The sequence below is a fragment of the Arthrobacter sp. zg-Y238 genome (assembly GCF_024385525.1).
Lineage (GTDB): Bacteria > Actinomycetota > Actinomycetes > Actinomycetales > Micrococcaceae > Arthrobacter_B > Arthrobacter_B jinronghuae.
Genome location: NZ_JANFLU010000007.1, coordinates 72,351 through 88,506, shown reverse-complemented (window position 1 = coordinate 88,506; position 16,156 = coordinate 72,351). Strand labels below are relative to the sequence as shown.

The 16,156-nt window shown below is 65.4% G+C and carries 14 protein-coding genes and 1 tRNA gene; 7 read left to right on the top strand and 8 right to left on the bottom strand.

Annotated features, from left to right (window positions below):
• Position 1: 1 nt before the first annotated feature.
• Together NNX38_RS07445 and NNX38_RS07440 are read right to left on the bottom strand one after the other, a co-directional pair.
• A complete protein-coding gene (locus NNX38_RS07445) occupies positions 2 to 742 on the bottom strand; it encodes a C4-type zinc ribbon domain-containing protein (protein WP_255797423.1) in 741 nt (246 codons plus the stop codon).
• Positions 743 to 819: 77 nt separating this feature from the next.
• Positions 820 to 1,752 (bottom strand): Nif3-like dinuclear metal center hexameric protein, encoded by a 933-nt coding sequence (locus NNX38_RS07440; protein WP_255797422.1) that lies wholly within the window; start codon positions 1,750 to 1,752, stop codon positions 820 to 822.
• A 129-nt stretch (positions 1,753 to 1,881) separates the two neighbouring features.
• Here NNX38_RS07440 and msrA point away from each other — a divergent pair, with 129 nt between their 5' ends.
• The 3 genes from msrA to epsC all read left to right on the top strand — a co-directional run bounded on the left by msrA (position 1,882) and on the right by epsC (position 4,073).
• Entirely contained in the window at positions 1,882 to 2,406 is a 525-nt protein-coding gene (gene msrA / locus NNX38_RS07435; protein ID WP_255797421.1) for a peptide-methionine (S)-S-oxide reductase MsrA, read from the top strand.
• A gap of 98 nt (positions 2,407 to 2,504) precedes the next feature.
• Positions 2,505 to 3,440, top strand: coding sequence for a cysteine synthase A (gene cysK, locus NNX38_RS07430; RefSeq protein ID WP_229951630.1), 936 nt, complete (start codon positions 2,505 to 2,507; stop codon positions 3,438 to 3,440).
• A 48-nt stretch (positions 3,441 to 3,488) separates the two neighbouring features.
• Positions 3,489 to 4,073 carry a serine O-acetyltransferase EpsC gene (gene epsC / locus NNX38_RS07425; protein ID WP_255797420.1) on the top strand — a complete coding sequence of 195 codons (585 nt, stop codon included), beginning with the start codon at positions 3,489 to 3,491 and terminating at the stop codon, positions 4,071 to 4,073.
• Between the two features lie 66 nt (positions 4,074 to 4,139).
• Here epsC and gndA read toward each other — a convergent pair whose 3' ends face one another.
• The 6 genes from gndA to NNX38_RS07395 all read right to left on the bottom strand — a co-directional run bounded on the left by gndA (position 4,140) and on the right by NNX38_RS07395 (position 8,630).
• Positions 4,140 to 5,576 (bottom strand): NADP-dependent phosphogluconate dehydrogenase, encoded by a 1,437-nt coding sequence (gndA, locus tag NNX38_RS07420; RefSeq protein WP_255797419.1) that lies wholly within the window; start codon positions 5,574 to 5,576, stop codon positions 4,140 to 4,142.
• Between the two features lie 125 nt (positions 5,577 to 5,701).
• Positions 5,702 to 6,559, bottom strand: coding sequence for a class A beta-lactamase-related serine hydrolase (locus NNX38_RS07415; protein ID WP_255797418.1), 858 nt, complete (start codon positions 6,557 to 6,559; stop codon positions 5,702 to 5,704).
• A gap of 86 nt (positions 6,560 to 6,645) precedes the next feature.
• Positions 6,646 to 6,721 (bottom strand) — tRNA-Val (locus NNX38_RS07410).
• 84 nt (positions 6,722 to 6,805) lie between these two features.
• Positions 6,806 to 7,753: an NAD-dependent protein deacetylase gene (locus tag NNX38_RS07405; RefSeq protein ID WP_255797417.1), complete on the bottom strand. Its 948-nt coding sequence runs from the start codon at positions 7,751 to 7,753 to the stop codon at positions 6,806 to 6,808.
• Positions 7,750 to 8,214, bottom strand: coding sequence for a peroxiredoxin (locus tag NNX38_RS07400; RefSeq protein WP_255797416.1), 465 nt, complete (start codon positions 8,212 to 8,214; stop codon positions 7,750 to 7,752). The genes NNX38_RS07405 and NNX38_RS07400 overlap by 4 nt, the downstream gene beginning before the upstream one ends.
• Positions 8,211 to 8,630, bottom strand: coding sequence for a DUF3052 domain-containing protein (locus NNX38_RS07395; RefSeq protein ID WP_227923726.1), 420 nt, complete (start codon positions 8,628 to 8,630; stop codon positions 8,211 to 8,213). The genes NNX38_RS07400 and NNX38_RS07395 overlap by 4 nt, the downstream gene beginning before the upstream one ends.
• Positions 8,631 to 8,931: 301 nt before the next feature.
• Here NNX38_RS07395 and aceE point away from each other — a divergent pair, with 301 nt between their 5' ends.
• From aceE to NNX38_RS07375, 4 genes are all read left to right on the top strand, one after another.
• On the top strand, positions 8,932 to 11,676 hold the full coding sequence (aceE, locus tag NNX38_RS07390) for a pyruvate dehydrogenase (acetyl-transferring), homodimeric type (RefSeq protein WP_257794549.1): 2,745 nt from the start codon (positions 8,932 to 8,934) through the stop codon (positions 11,674 to 11,676).
• Positions 11,677 to 11,903: 227 nt separating this feature from the next.
• Positions 11,904 to 13,265: an SLC13 family permease gene (locus NNX38_RS07385; RefSeq protein WP_255797414.1), complete on the top strand. Its 1,362-nt coding sequence runs from the start codon at positions 11,904 to 11,906 to the stop codon at positions 13,263 to 13,265.
• Positions 13,266 to 13,330: 65 nt separating this feature from the next.
• The gene (locus NNX38_RS07380) at positions 13,331 to 14,554 is read left to right on the top strand and encodes a CaiB/BaiF CoA-transferase family protein (protein ID WP_255797413.1); all 1,224 of its coding nucleotides are present in this window, start codon (positions 13,331 to 13,333) and stop codon (positions 14,552 to 14,554) included.
• Entirely contained in the window at positions 14,551 to 16,062 is a 1,512-nt protein-coding gene (locus NNX38_RS07375; protein WP_255797412.1) for an acetyl-CoA carboxylase carboxyltransferase subunit alpha/beta, read from the top strand. The genes NNX38_RS07380 and NNX38_RS07375 overlap by 4 nt, the downstream gene beginning before the upstream one ends.
• Positions 16,063 to 16,156 lie beyond the last annotated feature (94 nt).

Genomic DNA, 16,156 nt, shown 5'->3' with positions numbered 1-16,156 from the left:
CTCAGCTGCCCCACTCGGCGGAGCGGACCAGGATGCAGCCCGAATCCGGGCAGAAGACAATCTCGTCTTCCGCAGCCTTGCGGATGTCCGCAAGGTCGCCGGGGCTAAGCTGCATCCCCGATCCTTCAGAGGTGCCGTGGAAGAGCCGGGCGGCGCCGATGCCGTGCTTTGACAATGTCTTTTCGTAGACGGCAAGCAGGGCGGTATCGAAGCTGTCGGCAAGCTCTGCACGGCGGGCTTCGGCGTCGGAGCTGTCCGCAGCAATGACGGCGAGTTCGGCGTCGCGCTTCTCTTCCAGTTCCCGGCGCTTCTCGTGCAGGGATGTCAGCGCTTCACTGGCTTCGGCCTCGCGGGTGCGGGCAGCTTCAAGCCGCTCCATCACGTCGAGCTCGACATCTTCGAGGTCGGACCGGCGGCGTTCGAGCGAAACGATTTCCGCCTGCAGCGCGGTGAGCTCCTTGGAGCCGCCCTTGCCGCTGTCCAGGTGCTGCTGGTCACGGGCCATCCGTGCGACAACGGACGCTACGTCCGCTTCGGCGCGGGTGAGCTCACGTTCAATGTCGGCCACTTCCGTGCCCGCTGCCACACGTGCGCTTTCGGCTGCGGCAACGGCACCGGCCAGGGACGCGATCTCGGGATTGTTGCTAACGTTGCGGGCCTGGTTGCGCAGGGACTTGATCCTGCTGTCCAGGGCCTGCAGATCCAGCAGCCTCAGCTGCTCCGCGGGCGATGCTTTTGCCACCGGTTACCTCCGTGTATATCCGGGCCTGCCTGGCCCGGCTCTCCTAAGCCTATGCCACTGCCGGGGATCACTTCAGCCTAGGGAGTCAGTACGAAGTCCCACGGATCCGTGTTCACCCCGCTGACGCGCACGTCAGCGGTGAAGCCCTGGTCCGTCAGGACGTTTTCGAGGGCGTTCGCTGCCGGGGTCAGCCACAGCCATTCGCTGCCGAAGTGGGAAACGTCAATGAGGTAGGGACGGCCGTTTTCGGCAAGGGCACGCTCCCGCAGTTCCGACGCCGGGTGGTGGCGCAGGTCCGCGGTGACGTAGACGTCGGCACGCTGGGCCCGGACGGCGTCGAACAGGCTGTCGCCGGCACCTCCGCAGACGGCCACCCGACGGACCAGGCCCTGCTGTTCGCCCGCCACGCGGACACCGCCGGCGACGGCGGGCAGGAGGCTGAAAACACGCTCGGCAAAGTCGGCCAGTGAAAGCATCTCGGGCAGGTCCCCGACCCGGCCGATCCCTTCTTCGGGCAGGCCTTCCGCGGCAGGAACCAGCGGGGTGACGTTCCGGAGTCCGAAGGCGTCTGCGAGCACGTCCGAAACGCCGCCGACGGCGCTGTCGCCGTTGGTGTGCACCGTCAGCAGGGCGCAGCCGCCCTCGATCAGCCGGTGCACGGCGTCGCCCTTGAACGTCGTGGCTGCCACCGAGTTGACGGGTTTCAGCAGCAGGGGGTGATGGGTGACGAGCAGATCCGCTCCCCATTCGAGGGCCTCGTCGATGACTTCGCGGGTCGGATCAACCGCGAACAGGATCCGCCTGACCTCCCGGTCGCCGCGGCCTGCAACAAGGCCGGGTGCGTCCCAGTCCTCGGCCAGCGATTCGGGCCAGAGTTCTTCGGCTGCCAGCAGTATGTCGCCAAGGGTGGGTGTGTCGCTGACGTCGGTGGCCTGGTCAGTGTCAGTGTCAAGGTCAGAGTCAGTGTCAGTGTCCGCGCCGGCGCGCTCGTGGGGGTGATCCGCTTCCATGACTTTAGTTCTACCCTGCAGCCGTTGCCGTCCTCAATTCCGCCGCGCCTGCCGTGACGGAACGAACACCACCGCATCCGGTTGCCGGACATCGGGAATCAAAGCGGGTCCCGGCGTCTTGTTAAGGGCATGAAGACGTATGTATTAGGCGGAGGCTGCTTCTGGTGCCTCGATGCTCTTTACCGCAAGGTCCGCGGCGTAACCGATGTAGTTTCCGGCTACACGGGAGGTGCGGTGGACAACCCGGACTATGACAGCGTGAGCGCCGGGATCACCGGACACGCAGAGGTAGTGGCCGTGACTTTTGACGAGGACATCATTCCCCCGGAAGTCATCCTGGACATGTTCTTTTCGCAGCATGACCCCACCACCCTCAACCGGCAGGGCTACGACGTCGGCACCCAGTACCGGTCCTCGATGTTCTACCGGGACGAGGATCAGCGCAAGGAATTTGAAGCTGCGCTTGAGCGTGCGCGGGAGAACTGGAAGGACCCGATTGTCACCGAGATCGTTCCCCTCCCCCGGTTCTACCCGGCGGAGGATTTCCATCAGGACTTCTACGCCAAGCACCCCGGCCAGGGTTACTGTCAGGTGATTATTAATCCCAAGCTGGCCAAGGCCCGCAAGTATTACTCTGAATGGCTTCAGGACTAGGGCTCTGCGGTCCCGCCGATAGGCTGGAACGGGCATAACTGAGTCCGGCTTTGAGAAGTCCGGATTTTTGAAGGAACGTTGAAGGAATAGAGGAAACCATGGCTCGTATTTATGACGATGTAACCCAGCTCGTAGGCGGTACCCCGCTGGTCCGCCTGAACCGGCTCGCCGAGGGGCTTCCCGCCCAGGTGGCCGTGAAGCTGGAGTTCTACAACCCGGCCAACAGCGTCAAGGACCGGATCGGCGTGGCCATTGTGGACGCCGCCGAGAAGGCCGGCGCACTCAAGCCCGGCGGCACCATCGTGGAGGGCACCTCCGGCAACACCGGTATCGCCCTGGCCATGGTGGGCGCTGCCCGCGGCTACAAGGTGATCCTCACCATGCCCGAAACCATGTCCACGGAACGCCGGGTCATGCTGCGCGCCTACGGTGCGGAAATTGTCCTCACCCCCGGCGCCGACGGCATGCGCGGAGCAGTGGACAAGGCCAAGGAAATCGTGGCCACCACCGAAAACGCCATCTGGGCGCAGCAGTTCGCCAATGAAGCGAACCCGGCCGTACACCGGGCCACCACCGCCGAGGAAATCTGGGCAGACACCGATGGAAAGGTGGACATTTTCGTGGCCGGCATCGGCACCGGCGGCACCATCACCGGCGTCGGGCAGGTCCTGAAGGAACGCAAGCCGGATGTGAAGATCGTGGCCGTAGAGCCCAAGGACTCCGCCATCCTCAACGGCGGATCCCCCGGCCCCCACAAGATCCAGGGCATTGGCGCCAACTTCGTCCCGGAGATCCTGGACACCACCGTCTATGACGAGGTCTTCGATGCCTCCATCGAGGATTCCGTAGCCACGGCCCGCGCACTGGGCACCCAGGAGGGCATCCTCGGCGGCATCTCGTCCGGTGCCATCGTGTGGGCGGCGCTGGAACTCGCCAAGCGCGAAGAGAACGCCGGTAAGCTGATTGTTGCCACCGTCTGCGACTTCGGAGAGCGTTACATCTCTACGGTCCTGTACGACGACATCCGCGGTTAGTCCGCGTTCCGCCCCTGCAGGGCGGATCATCCGAGCAGAAAGTCCTCTGTGAGTCTGTTAGCCCGACTGCGCGAAGACCTCGACGCCGCCGCATCCCACGATCCGGCGGCCAGAGGTTCGCTCGAAAACCTCGTTGTCTACTCCGGCCTGCATGCCATCTGGATGCACCGGCTGACGCACCGCATGTGGGCTCGACCCCCGCTGCGGTTCCCGGCCCGTGTGCTCTCCCAGATGACCCGCTTCGCCACCGGCATCGAGATCCACCCCGGTGCGACCATCGGCCGCCGGTTCTTTATTGACCACGGCATGGGGGTGGTTATCGGCGAGACAGCGGAGATCGGCAACGACGTCATGCTTTATCACGGGGTGACCCTGGGCGGCCGTTCGCTGGCCAAGGTCAAGCGTCACCCAACCATCTGCGACGGCGTCACCGTAGGTGCCGGAGCGAAGATCCTGGGGCCGGTGACCATTGGTGCCAACAGTGCGGTGGGGGCCAACGCCGTAGTGGTCAAGGATGCCCCGGCGGACTCGATCATCACCGGCATTCCGGCCAAGTGGCGGCACCGGGACACCAAGATGACCCAGCCCGCAGTGGACCCGGCAGAGTACATCGATCCGGCAATCTACATCTAGCCCGCGAGGCACACTAAAAAGGTCCGCAGCATCCGCTGCGGACCTTTTTAGTACCGTCGAGAATCCTTAGTGGGTGTCCACTGCCTCGACCTCGGCGCGGTCTTCGCCCCACATGGTGTGGAACGTTCCTTCGGCGTCGACCCGGTGGTAGGTGTGTGCACCGAACAGGTCGCGCAGGCCCTGCGTCAGTGCCGCCGGAAGCCGCTTGCGGCGCAGGCCGTCGTAGTAGGCCAGCGAGGAGGAGAACACCGGCACGGGGATGCCCAGCTGCACGGCGACGGAGACCACGCGGCGCCAGGCCGGCACGGCGGCGGCGATCGACTCCGCGAAGGCCGGGGCGAACAGCAGGTTCGCGGGAGCTTCGCTGCCGGCGTAGGCCTTCATGATGTCATCCAGCAGTTCGGCGCGGATGATGCAGCCTGCACGCCAGAGCGAGGCAATCTCGTCCAGCTTCAGTTCCCAGCCGTATTCCTTCGCTGCAGCGTTGAGCATGTCGATGCCCTGCGCGTAGCTGACCAGCTTGGAGGCGTACAGGGCCTGCCGCACGTCCTCCACGAACGTCTCGGGAAGCTCGACGGCGGCTTCCGCGCCCTGGAGCGTCTGCTGTGCAACCTCGCGCTGTCCGCGCTGGGAGGACAGCGCACGGGCGAAGACTGACTCGGCGATGGCCGACACCGGGGACCCCAGGTCCAGTCCGGAGACAACCGTCCAGCGGCCGGTGCCCTTCTGCCCGGCGGAGTCCACCACAACGTCCACGAACGGCTTCCCGGTCCGGGCGTCCACATGGCCCAGGACCTCGGCGGTGATTTCGATCAGGAAGGAACTGAGCTGGCCGGTGTTCCATTCGTTGAAGATCTTGGCCTGCTCGGCCGGTTCAATGCCCGCTGCGGAGCGCAGCAGGTCGTAAGCCTCGCCGATCACCTGCATGTCTGCGTATTCGATGCCGTTGTGCACCATCTTCACAAAGTGGCCGGCGCCGTCGGTGCCGATCCAGGTGCAGCAGGGCTCGCCGTCGTACTTCGCGGCGATTTTCTCCAGCATGGGGCCCAGGGAATCGTAGGACTCACGGGAACCGCCGGGCATGATGGAGGGGCCCAGAAGGGCTCCCTCTTCACCGCCGGACACGCCGACGCCGACAAAGTGCAGGTCCTTCTCGGCCAGGGCGGCCTCGCGGCGGCGGGTGTCTTCGAAATGCGAGTTGCCGCCGTCGATCACAATGTCGCCCGGCTCCAGCAGCGGAACCAGCTGCCCGATCACCGAGTCCACCGGCGCTCCGGCTTTGACCATGATCAGTACGCGGCGCGGTTTCTCCAGAGAATCGACCAGTTCCTGCAGCGTCTCGGTGCGGATGAAGTCTCCCTCGTCACCGTGGGCGGAAAGCAGGGCATCCGTTTTCTCGATGGAACGGTTGTGCAGGGCCACCGTGTAACCGTTGCGGGCGAGATTGCGGGCGAGGTTTGCACCCATGACGGCAAGGCCGGTTACACCAATTTGTGCACTCAAGTTCTCTCCAAGGATGGTTCGGGTGCCCGGCGGGCACGGGGACGGCGCAGGAATCATCGCGCCGTGTTCACGCTCCAGCCTATGCTTCTTCGGCATCCCGCCGCCACAGGGGCACGGGGGCGGGCTCAGATCCCCGTTTCGTAGCCGTTGATCACCGAGGCAACGCCTTCGACAATGCCGATCCCCTCTTCGAGCGTGGAGTTCCCGGAACTGAGCACAACAATGCTGTAGTCACTCCCGGCGGCCCGGACGAACCCGGCGCTGCCCACGTTCCACACGGCGTCGTCGTCCTGCAGCCATCCGTTCTTCAAGGCCACTTCAGCATCGGGCGCCTGAACCCCGGCATTGATCCCCCAGTTCTGCTCCGGGCAGACGTTTTCCATCAGTCCGACGGCGAATGCCAGCAGATCCGGGTCCAGCCAGTCGGCACCGCAGGCGACCGTCCGGGCGATAAGCAACTGGTCCCCCGCCGTGGTCTCACCGGCTCCCCAGACTTCACCGGCTTCCGTATCCGCAACACCAATGAGTTCATAGGTACGGTTCAGTTCCTCCCGACCCCCGAGCCGGCCGTACAGCTCACTGGTGGCCTCGTTGTCGCTGTATTCGATCATCAGCGTTGCCAGGCTCTCTTCGTCCGCCGTGAAGCTGCGCTGCTCTTCGGTGGCCTGGCGGACCAAGGTCAGGAGGATGGGGACCTTCACCAGGCTTGCCTCGAGGTACCGCCCGTCCGGGTTTTGGATCCAGGACCTCCCGGTGCGGTTGTCCTGCACTGCGACGGAGAAATCTTCACGCCGGTCCCCGGCCATCAGGTCCAGGGCGACGGCAATCTCGTCCGGCGCCCCTGCGTCCACGGTGCTGCCTGCGCCTTGCTCTGCCATCGGCGGTGCCTGCGCAGCATCGTCCGGCGCTGTGCAGCCTGCCAGCATGATCACCACGGCCAGCGCCGCGCAGATACGCTTCCTCGCCTGGTTTTCCTTACCCATCAGCCCCTTTTGTCCCGTGCATGTGTGCGGTTAAACAAAAAACCGCCGTTGCCTTCCACATCTGCGGAAAGTAACGGCGGCTTGTCTGGTGGGTCCTACCGGGATCGAACCGATGACATCCACGGTGTAAACGTGGCGCTCTACCAGCTGAGCTAAAGACCCAGAACATGTTGCCCGGCCGTCAGAAACTTCTCCGCAGGCCCTGCATCACGAGGAACTACATTACCGTAAGACCCGGGCGAATGCCTAATCGGCGCCGTCCTTCGTTCCGGCCGGCAGGTCAGGGAGGTTTTCCGCCAGCCAGGTCAGGGCCGTGCTGACTCCCATATCGATCTTCAGGGTGGCCAGCGGATCCCCGCGAGTGGCCCCCCGGTTGATGATGACCACCGGCTTGCCGGCCTTGGCCGCGTAGCGGACAAAACGCAGCCCGCTCATCACGGTGAGCGAGGAGCCCGCCACCAGCAGGGCACCTGCGTCGTCCACCACCGAGAAGGCCCGGGCCACGCGGTCCTTGGGGACGTTCTCGCCGAAGTACACGAAGTCCGGTTTCAGCATTCCGCCGCAGACGGGACAGTCCGCGACGACGAAGTTTTCGGTATCGGCGATGTCCGCGTCGGCGTCCGGGGCTATCCCGCCGTCGAGCCGCGCCTGCTCGAGGTAGCCGGGATTCAGCTCCTGCAGCAGCCCGGCAACCTCTGAACGGGAAAAGCCCGAACGGCAGTTCAGGCAGACCACCTGGTCATAACGCCCATGCAGGTCGATGACATTGACGCTCCCGGCGTCCGTGTGGAGCCGGTCCACATTCTGGGTAATCAGGCCCGAGAGCAGTCCGCGCTGTTCCAGGACCACCGCAGCCTCGTGGCCGGGGTTGGGCACTGCATGGCGCAGATGGTGCCAGCCAACGTGGTTGCGGGCCCAGTACCGGCGGCGCAGGTCCGGATCACCGACAAACTGCTGGTAGGTCAGCGGATTGCGCGGAGGCGCGTCGGGACCGCGGTAGTCGGGGATGCCGGAATCCGTGCTCAACCCGGCACCGGTCAGCAGGGCCAGCCGCTGCCCGCCCAGATAGCCGACGGCGCGCTCGAGGAGCCGCAGCTCCGCCTCCGTGGGTGCCGGGACGGATTCGAGGGCATGGCCGCTGGCAAAACCCGTCAGGCCGAGGCCCGGACGGGCGTTCTTGGGCTGCTCGCTCACAGTGCCTCCAAAGCAGTTCGGTACTGCTCGAGCGGACGCGCTGCGCCCGGGTCTGAACGGATGCTTGCGCGGAGGGTGCCTTCCCCGTCTATGACAAAGCTGGCGCGTTCCGCCAGCCCCCTGCCTGCGTCAAAAGCCCCGAAGGCCCGGGCTGTTTCCCCGTGCGGCCAGAAGTCGGAAAGCAGGTCGAACCCGAAGCCTTCCTGCTCGGCCCAGGCCCGCAGGGTGTATTTCGAGTCACAGGACACCGCCAGCAGGCGCACGCGTGCGTCGTCGAAAAGGGCACGTTCGGCCTGCAGCTCTGCGAGCTCGCTCCGGCACACCTGGGAGAACGCGAACGGGAAAAAGACCAGCACGACGCCGGCACCCCGCAGACCGTCAAGCCGGACTTCTTCGCCGAACTGGTTGGGAAGGCAGAAGTCCGGAACCGCAGCACCTGCCGTGAGCAGGTGCGCAGTCACTTCTTGCGTCGGCTCACCAGGCGTGTGGCGGCCCAGTCCTCGGTGACGCCCGGGGAGGTGGTGACGTGCAGTCCCGCTGTGGGGGCCGCTTCCTCGATGTCGGCCGGAGGAACGTAGCCCTCGCGCCCGGACTTGGGAGTCAGAACCCAGACGACGCCGCCGTCGTCGAGCGTGGTCAGGGAATCGACCAGCGCGTCGACCAGGTCGCCGTCGTCGGCCCGCCACCAGAGGATGACGCCGTCCACAACATCGTGGTCGTCTTCAGTCAGCAGCTCGCCGCCGATGAGGTCCTCAAGGTCCTCACGGAAGTCGAAGTCCACGTCCTCGTCGTAGCCGTACTCCTGAACCAGGTCCCCGTCCTTGAAACCCAATCTGCTCGCCACGTTTTCTTCAGTGACGGCCTCGGCCTCGCTCACTTCACTCCTCCTGGTTGACTGCATAAATACAAGGGAATCACACATTTGCCTGATCTGCGCTGTCTCGGACTCAACGAAACACCTAAAACCCGCCGGCTTCAAGGGTTCCGGGCTGTACGCCGTCAGCGATGACCGCCGTGCAGGCTACGCAACAACGGCGTGACGGGACTAGAGTGGATAAAAAGGGGCGCCGAGGCGCGCATACGCGCAAGCGAAGACATACGCGCAAGCGAAGATCCGGCGGACACCGGCCGGATACCACAGAAAGAATGTCGCAGACACAATCTGTACATGAGAGAGGTTGGCCGTGGCCGCAGAAGACACAACGGACATCCTGAGCGGGTTAACCAACCAGCTACCGGACCGTGATCCTGAGGAAACCGCAGAATGGATCGAATCGCTCGACGAGCTGATCCGTTCGCAGGGCACTGAACGCGCGCAGTACATCATGCGCTCACTGCTCCAGCGTGCCGGTTCCCAGAGCGTGGGCGTGCCGATGGTAACCACCACCGACTACGTCAACACCATCCCGGTTGATCAGGAACCTGAATTCCCCGGTGACGAGGAAACCGAACGGCGATACCGTGCCTGGCTGCGTTGGAACGCTGCCATCATGGTGCACCGGGCCCAGCGCCCGGGAATCGGCGTCGGCGGACATATTTCAACGTATGCCGGAGCAGCGACCCTGTACGAAGTGGGCATGAACCACTTCTTCCGGGGCAAAGACCACCCGGGCGGCGGAGACCAGATTTATTTCCAGGGTCATGCCTCCCCCGGAATGTATGCCCGCGCCTTCCTCGAAGGCCGCCTGTCCGAAGAGGACATGGACGGCTTCCGCCAGGAGAAATCCCGCGAGGGGCATGCACTGTCCTCCTACCCGCATCCGCGCAGCATGCCGGATTTCTGGGAGTTCCCGACGGTTTCCATGGGCATTGGCCCCATGAACGCCATCTACCAGGCACAGTCCAACCGCTACCTGCAGAACCGCGGCATCAAGGACACCTCGCAGCAGCATGTGTGGGCGTTCCTTGGCGACGGAGAGATGGACGAGCCCGAATCGCGCGGCCTGCTCCAGCTCGCCGCCAATGACAAGCTCGACAACCTGACCTTCGTGATCAACTGCAACCTGCAGCGCCTCGACGGCCCGGTCCGCGGCAACGGCAAGATCATGCAGGAACTGGAAGCCTTCTTCCGCGGTGCAGGCTGGAATGTCATCAAGGTTGTCTGGGGCCGCGAGTGGGATGACCTGCTCCAGCGTGACAAGGACGGCTCGCTGGTGGACATCATGAATGCCACCCCCGACGGCGACTACCAGACCTACAAGGCCGAGTCCGGCGGATTCGTGCGCGAGCACTTCTTCGGCAAGAGCCCTGAAACCAAGGAACTGGTCGCCAACCTGACCGACGAGGAAATCTGGAACCTCAAGCGCGGCGGCCACGACTACCGCAAGGTCTACGCCGCGTACAAGGCCGCCACGGAATTCAAGGGCGCCCCGACGGTCATCCTGGCCCACACGGTCAAGGGCTACGGCCTGGGTACGCACTTCGAGGGCCGCAATGCGACCCACCAGATGAAGAAGCTCACCCTCGATGACCTGAAGGCCTTCCGCGACCACCTGCGGATCCCGATCAGCGACGAGCAGCTCGAAGCCGATCCGTACCGGCCGCCGTACTACAACCCGGGTGCAGATGCCCCCGAGATCAAGTACATGCTGGAACGCCGGCGTGAACTGGGCGGCAACGTCCCGGAACGCCGGGTGAAGCACGAACCCGTCCACCTTCCGGATGAGAAGGCCTACGAAGTAGCCAACCGGGGCTCCGGCAAGCAGCTGGCCGCCACCACCATGGCCTTTGTCCGCCTGCTCAAGGACCTGATGCGGGACAAGGAGTTCGGCAAGCGCATTGTGCCGATCATTCCTGATGAAGCCCGTACCTTCGGCATGGACTCGTTCTTCCCGACGGCCAAGATCTACAACCCCAAGGGGCAGAACTACCTGTCCGTGGACCGGGACCTCGTCCTGGCCTACAAGGAGTCCCCGCAGGGCCAGATTGTGCACGTGGGCATCAACGAGGCCGGCTCGATTGCGGCATTCACCGCGGCGGGCACGTCCTACGCCACGCACGGCGAGCCGCTGATCCCGGTCTACGTGTTCTACTCGATGTTCGGCTTCCAGCGCACCGCCGACTACATCTGGGCGGCTACCGACCAGATGGCACGCGGGTTCCTGATCTCGGCTACCGCCGGCCGCACCACCCTCACCGGTGAAGGCCTGCAGCACGCCGACGGCCACTCGCCGATCCTGGCCTCCACCAATCCCGCGGTGAAGACCTACGATCCGGCGTACGGCTACGAGATCGGACACATCGTCCGCCACGGCCTCGAGGAGATGTACGGCCCGGATTCCCAGGACCCGAACGTCATCTACAACATCATGGTTTACAACGAGCCGATCCAGCAGCCCAAGGCCCCCGAGGACCTGGACGTGGAAGGCATCATCAAGGGCATCTACCTGCTCGCACCGGCAAAGATCGACGGACCCCGCACGCAGCTGCTGGCTTCCGGCGTTGCCGTGCCGTGGGCACTGGAAGCCCAGAAGCTCCTTGCTGAGGACTGGGGTGTCTCGGCCGATGTCTGGTCCGTGACCTCCTGGAACGAGCTCCGCCGCGACGGCCTCGCCGCCGAGGAGGAAGCCTTCCTGAACCCCGGCTCGGAGCCGCGGGTACCCTTCGTGACCCAGCAGCTGGCCGGCGCCACCGGCCCGATTGTTGCCTCCACGGACTACATGAAGGCCGTGCCGGACCAGATCCGCCAGTTCCTGCCGAACGAGTTCGCCACCCTCGGTGCCGATGACTTCGGTTTCGCGGATACCCGTGCAGCTGCACGCCGGTACTTCAAGATCGACAGCCACTCGATGGTGGTGCGGGCGCTGGAGATGCTCGCACGCCGCGGTGAAGTCGACGCCAACGCCCCCAAGGAGGCAATGGAGAAGTACCGCCTGCTGGACGTCAACGCCGGCACCAGCGGAAACGCCGGCGGCGACGCCTAAGCATTTCCGCCATTCCTCGAACCCGGGGAACATGAAAAGGAACCGCCGCATCTGCGGCGGTTCCTTTTCGTTTGCGGCCCGGATTGCCCGAATCCCACGTCCCTTCCAAAACACTCGTTGACAACGGTGCCCGGCCCCGCAGGCTGGTCCAGTGCACGCGTTGCCCGGGCCGCGGCGTCCTGCCTGCCGGCTCCGGGAAGGCCCTGACCTTCAACGAAGGGACAATGATGTCCGCTCCAGTCCTGTCCATCCTGATTTTGGTGGCCATGTTCATCCTGGCCACCGTGCTGCCCCTCAACATGGGCGCGCTGGCCTTTGTAGGGGCTTTCCTCCTGGGATTCGTCTTCCTCGGCATGACTACCGAGGAGATCCTGGCCAATTTTCCGGGTGGTTTGTTCCTGACGATAGTCGGGGTGACCTACCTGTTTGCCATAGCCCAGAACAACGGCACCATCGACCTGCTGGTTCGGGGCGCCGTGAAGCTGGTCGGCAACCGGGTGGCCCTGATTCCCTGGATCATGTTCGCGGTCACCGCCGTCATCACCGCCGTCGGCGCTCTCTCGCCGGCCGCCGTGGCCATCGTGGCCCCGATCGCCTTGGGTTTCGCCGCCAAGAACAAGATCAACCCCCTGATGATGGGCATGATGGTCATCCACGGCGCCCAGGCCGGTGGATTCTCCCCGATCGCCGTCTACGGAGTCACGGTCAACGGCATCATTGCGGAAACGGATCTGGAGTCCAGCCCGTTTGCCGTCTTCATGTCGAGCCTGCTTTTCAACACCCTGATTGCGCTGATCCTGTTCTTCGTCCTCGGCGGCAGCAGGCTGCGCCGCACCACCGCAGGTGCCTTCGCGGAGCAGGTCGCCCAAGCCAGGATGAACCTCAGTGTCGCCGGCCGCGCCGACGTCGCCTTCAAGGGAACCGGATCCGGCATCTATGGTCCACGCGACCCCGCCGGTGACGGGATCACCGCCACGAAGACCCGCAGCGAGACTTTCCCCCAGATTGTCACCATCGCCGGGCTGATCACCCTGGCCGTGGTTGCCCTGGGCTTCAAGGTGGACGTGGGCTTCGTGTCCATCACCATCGCCATGGTCCTTGCCCTCGTCTCCCCGCAGGCGCAGAAGGGTGCAGTCAACAAAATCAGCTGGACCACTGTCCTGCTCATCTGCGGCATGCTCACTTTCGTCGGCGTCCTGCAGGAGGCCGGCACGATCGAGTACGTGTCCGACGGCGTCGCCGGCCTGGGCATGCCGCTGCTGGCGGCGCTGCTCATTTGCTACATCGGCGCCGTCGTGTCCGCCTTCGCCTCATCAACCGCCATCCTTGCCGCCCTCATCCCGCTGGCCGTACCGTTCCTGGCCTCGGGGGAAATCGGCGCCGTGGGCCTCATCTGCGCGCTGGCCGTTTCTTCGACCATCGTGGACGTATCGCCTTTCTCGACCAACGGCGCCCTCGTGCTGGCAAACGCACCGGAAGAGCTGGACAAAGACCGCTTCTACAAGCAGATCCTCGCTTACAGCGGCATCGTCGTAGTAGTGGGACCGCTGGTGGCGTGGCTGGTCATGGTGGTCCCCGGATGGCTTTAGGTCCGGCGCGGTTCCCGCTGGAGTGCAACTGTCCTTCCCGCACCGAACCAGGAAGAGAGCGATCCATGAACAACCACTCCCCCGCCCGCGGCCCTCTGGACGGCTATCTGGTCGTCGACCTCAGCCGTGCCCTTGCCGGTCCGCACGCAGGCATGATGCTCGCGGACCTCGGCGCCCGCGTCATTAAGGTCGAAACCCCCGGCACGGGTGATGACACCCGCGGCTGGGGACCGCCCTTCGTCGGACCGGAAGAGACACCGCAGGCCACCTACTTCCTTTCCTGCAACCGGAACAAGGAGTCCATCGCCCTGGACCTGAAGTCCGAGGACGGCGCGGCGGTGCTGACGGACCTGGTACGGCGGGCGGACGTGCTGGTGGAGAATTTCCGCCCCGGGGTGCTGGACCGGCTCGGATTCCCGCCGGACCGGCTGCACCAACTTAATCCCCGGCTGGTTATCCTCTCCATCAGCGGGTTCGGCCATGACGGCCCGGAGGCCACCCGCAGCGGCTACGACCAGATTGTCCAGGGCGAGGCCGGCCTGATGTCGCTGACCGGGTCCGGCGCCGGGGATCCGCAGCGAGTCGGCGTGCCCATCGCGGACCTGCTCTCGGGCATGTACGGCGCCTTCGGACTCCTGGCAGCCCTGCTGGAACGCGAACGCACCGGAAAGGGCCAGGTGGTGCGCACTTCACTGCTGGCCGCCGTCGTAGGAGTCCATGCCTTCCAGGGCACCCGGCACACTGTTGCCGGCGAGGTGCCGGCCGCGCAGGGCAACCACCATCCGTCCATTGCCCCCTACGGGCTCTTCTCCTGCCGTGAAGGCATGGTCCAGATCAGTGTCGGGAGCGAAAGACTATGGGAGGCGTTTGCCGCTGCATTCGGCATCGATGCCTCGCGTGCCGAATTCGCGGACAACGCCCGGCGGGTACGCAACCGTCCGGCGCTGGTGGCCGCCGTCGAGCAGGCTTTCGCGGATATCGAGGCGGAACCGCTCCTGGAGAAACTGCGCGCCGCCGGCATTCCGGCCGGAAAAGTGCGCACCCTGGACGAAGTGTATGCATGGGAACAGGTCCATTCACAGGGATTGGTGGTCGACGTCGAGCATCCTGTCCTGGGCACCGTCTCGCTGCCGGGGCCGCCGCTGCGCTTTTTTGATGCCGTGCAGGGCACGGAAAGTACTCGCCGTGTGCATGCTGCCCCGCCCCTGCTGGACCAGCACGGGGACGCGATCCGCCGTTGGCTGGCGGGCAGCCCGCAACCGGCTGCCGCGGAAAGCACCGAAGCATGAGCATCCAGACGGCGCCCCGCCGCCTGGACGCACGGCAGTTGCTGGCGCTGGTTGTCGATGCGGGTTCCTTCCGCTCCTGGGACGTACCGGTGGCCTATGCCGACCCCAGCCCGGCCTACGCGTCGGATCTGGCTGCCGCCCGGCAGAAAACCGGTGTGGACGAATCGGTGCTCACGGGTGAAGGGCTGGTGCAGGGCCGGCGCGTTGCACTGATGGTCAGCGAGTTCGGGTTCCTGGGCGGCTCCATCGGAGTTGCCGCCGCGGATCGGCTCACCGACGCCGTTGAACGCGCCACCAGAGAAGGGCTGCCGCTCCTGGCCGGGCCGGCGTCCGGCGGAACCCGGATGCAGGAAGGCACCCTGGCGTTCCTTTCGATGGTCAAGATCACCGCCGCCGTCCGCCGGCACAAGGAGGCCGGCCTGCCCTACCTTGTCTACCTGCGCCACCCCACCACCGGCGGAGTCATGGCCTCCTGGGGATCCCTGGGCCACATCACCGTCGCCGAGCCCGGCGCGCTTCTGGGCTTCCTGGGCCCGCGGGTCTACTCGGCACTCTACGGGGAGCCCTTCCCGGAAGGTGTGCAGACCGCGGAGAACCTGCGGAACCGCGGACTGGTGGACGCGGTGCTGCCGCCGGATGAACTTCCCCGGACCGTCCACCGCGCCCTGGCCATGCTGCTGCCCGGCTCGACCGTGCCGGTGCCTGCCCCGGACTCGCTCAGCAGCACCCCGGAGCCCTTACCCGCCTGGGAATCCATTCGGATTTCCCGCAATCCCCGCCGCCCGGGCGTCCGCCAGCTGCTGCATTTCGGGGCGAGCGACGTGCTGCCCCTGAACGGCAGCGGACAGGGTGAAAAAGACCCGGGCCTGATACTGGCCTTGGCCCGCTTCGGCGAAACGTCCTGCGTCGTGCTGGGGCAGGACCGGGAACGCGGAACAGAACAGGCTGCGCTGGGGCCGGCTTCGCTCCGGGAAGCACGCCGCGGCATGCGGCTCGCGGAGGAACTGGACCTTCCCCTGTTGACCGTGATCGACACCGCCGGCGCTGCCCTGTCCAAGGAAGCCGAGGAGGGCGGCCTGGCCGGCGAAATTGCCCGGAGCCTGAACGACCTGGTGGGGTTGGACTGCCCCACGGTTTCCGTCCTGCTGGGTCAGGGGGCAGGCGGCGGCGCGTTGGCCCTGCTGCCCGCAGACCGGACGGTCGCGGCCCGCCACGCTTGGCTTTCTTCCCTGCCGCCGGAGGGTGCCAGCGCCATCGTGCACCGGGATACCCTGCACGGCCCGGAAATGGCACAGGCGCAGGGCGTAACCGTTTCAGCGCTGGCCGCCCACGGGATTGTGGACCACACTGTGGCGGAACTGCCCGATGCCGCGGAGGAGGCACCCGAATTCTGCCGCCGGATGGCCCGGGCCGTGGAATACGAACTGGCTTCGCTTCGCGCCGTTCCGCGGGCAGAGCGGCTGGCACGGCGGACGGACCGATTCCGGCGACTGGGCTCCGCACTGTAGTTCCGCTGTCCCGGCCCGCCCCGACATCGGCCGTAACAAACAACAAAACCTCCGCATGCAACGGCGGTTCCTTTCCGTTTCTCCCTGCGTGCCG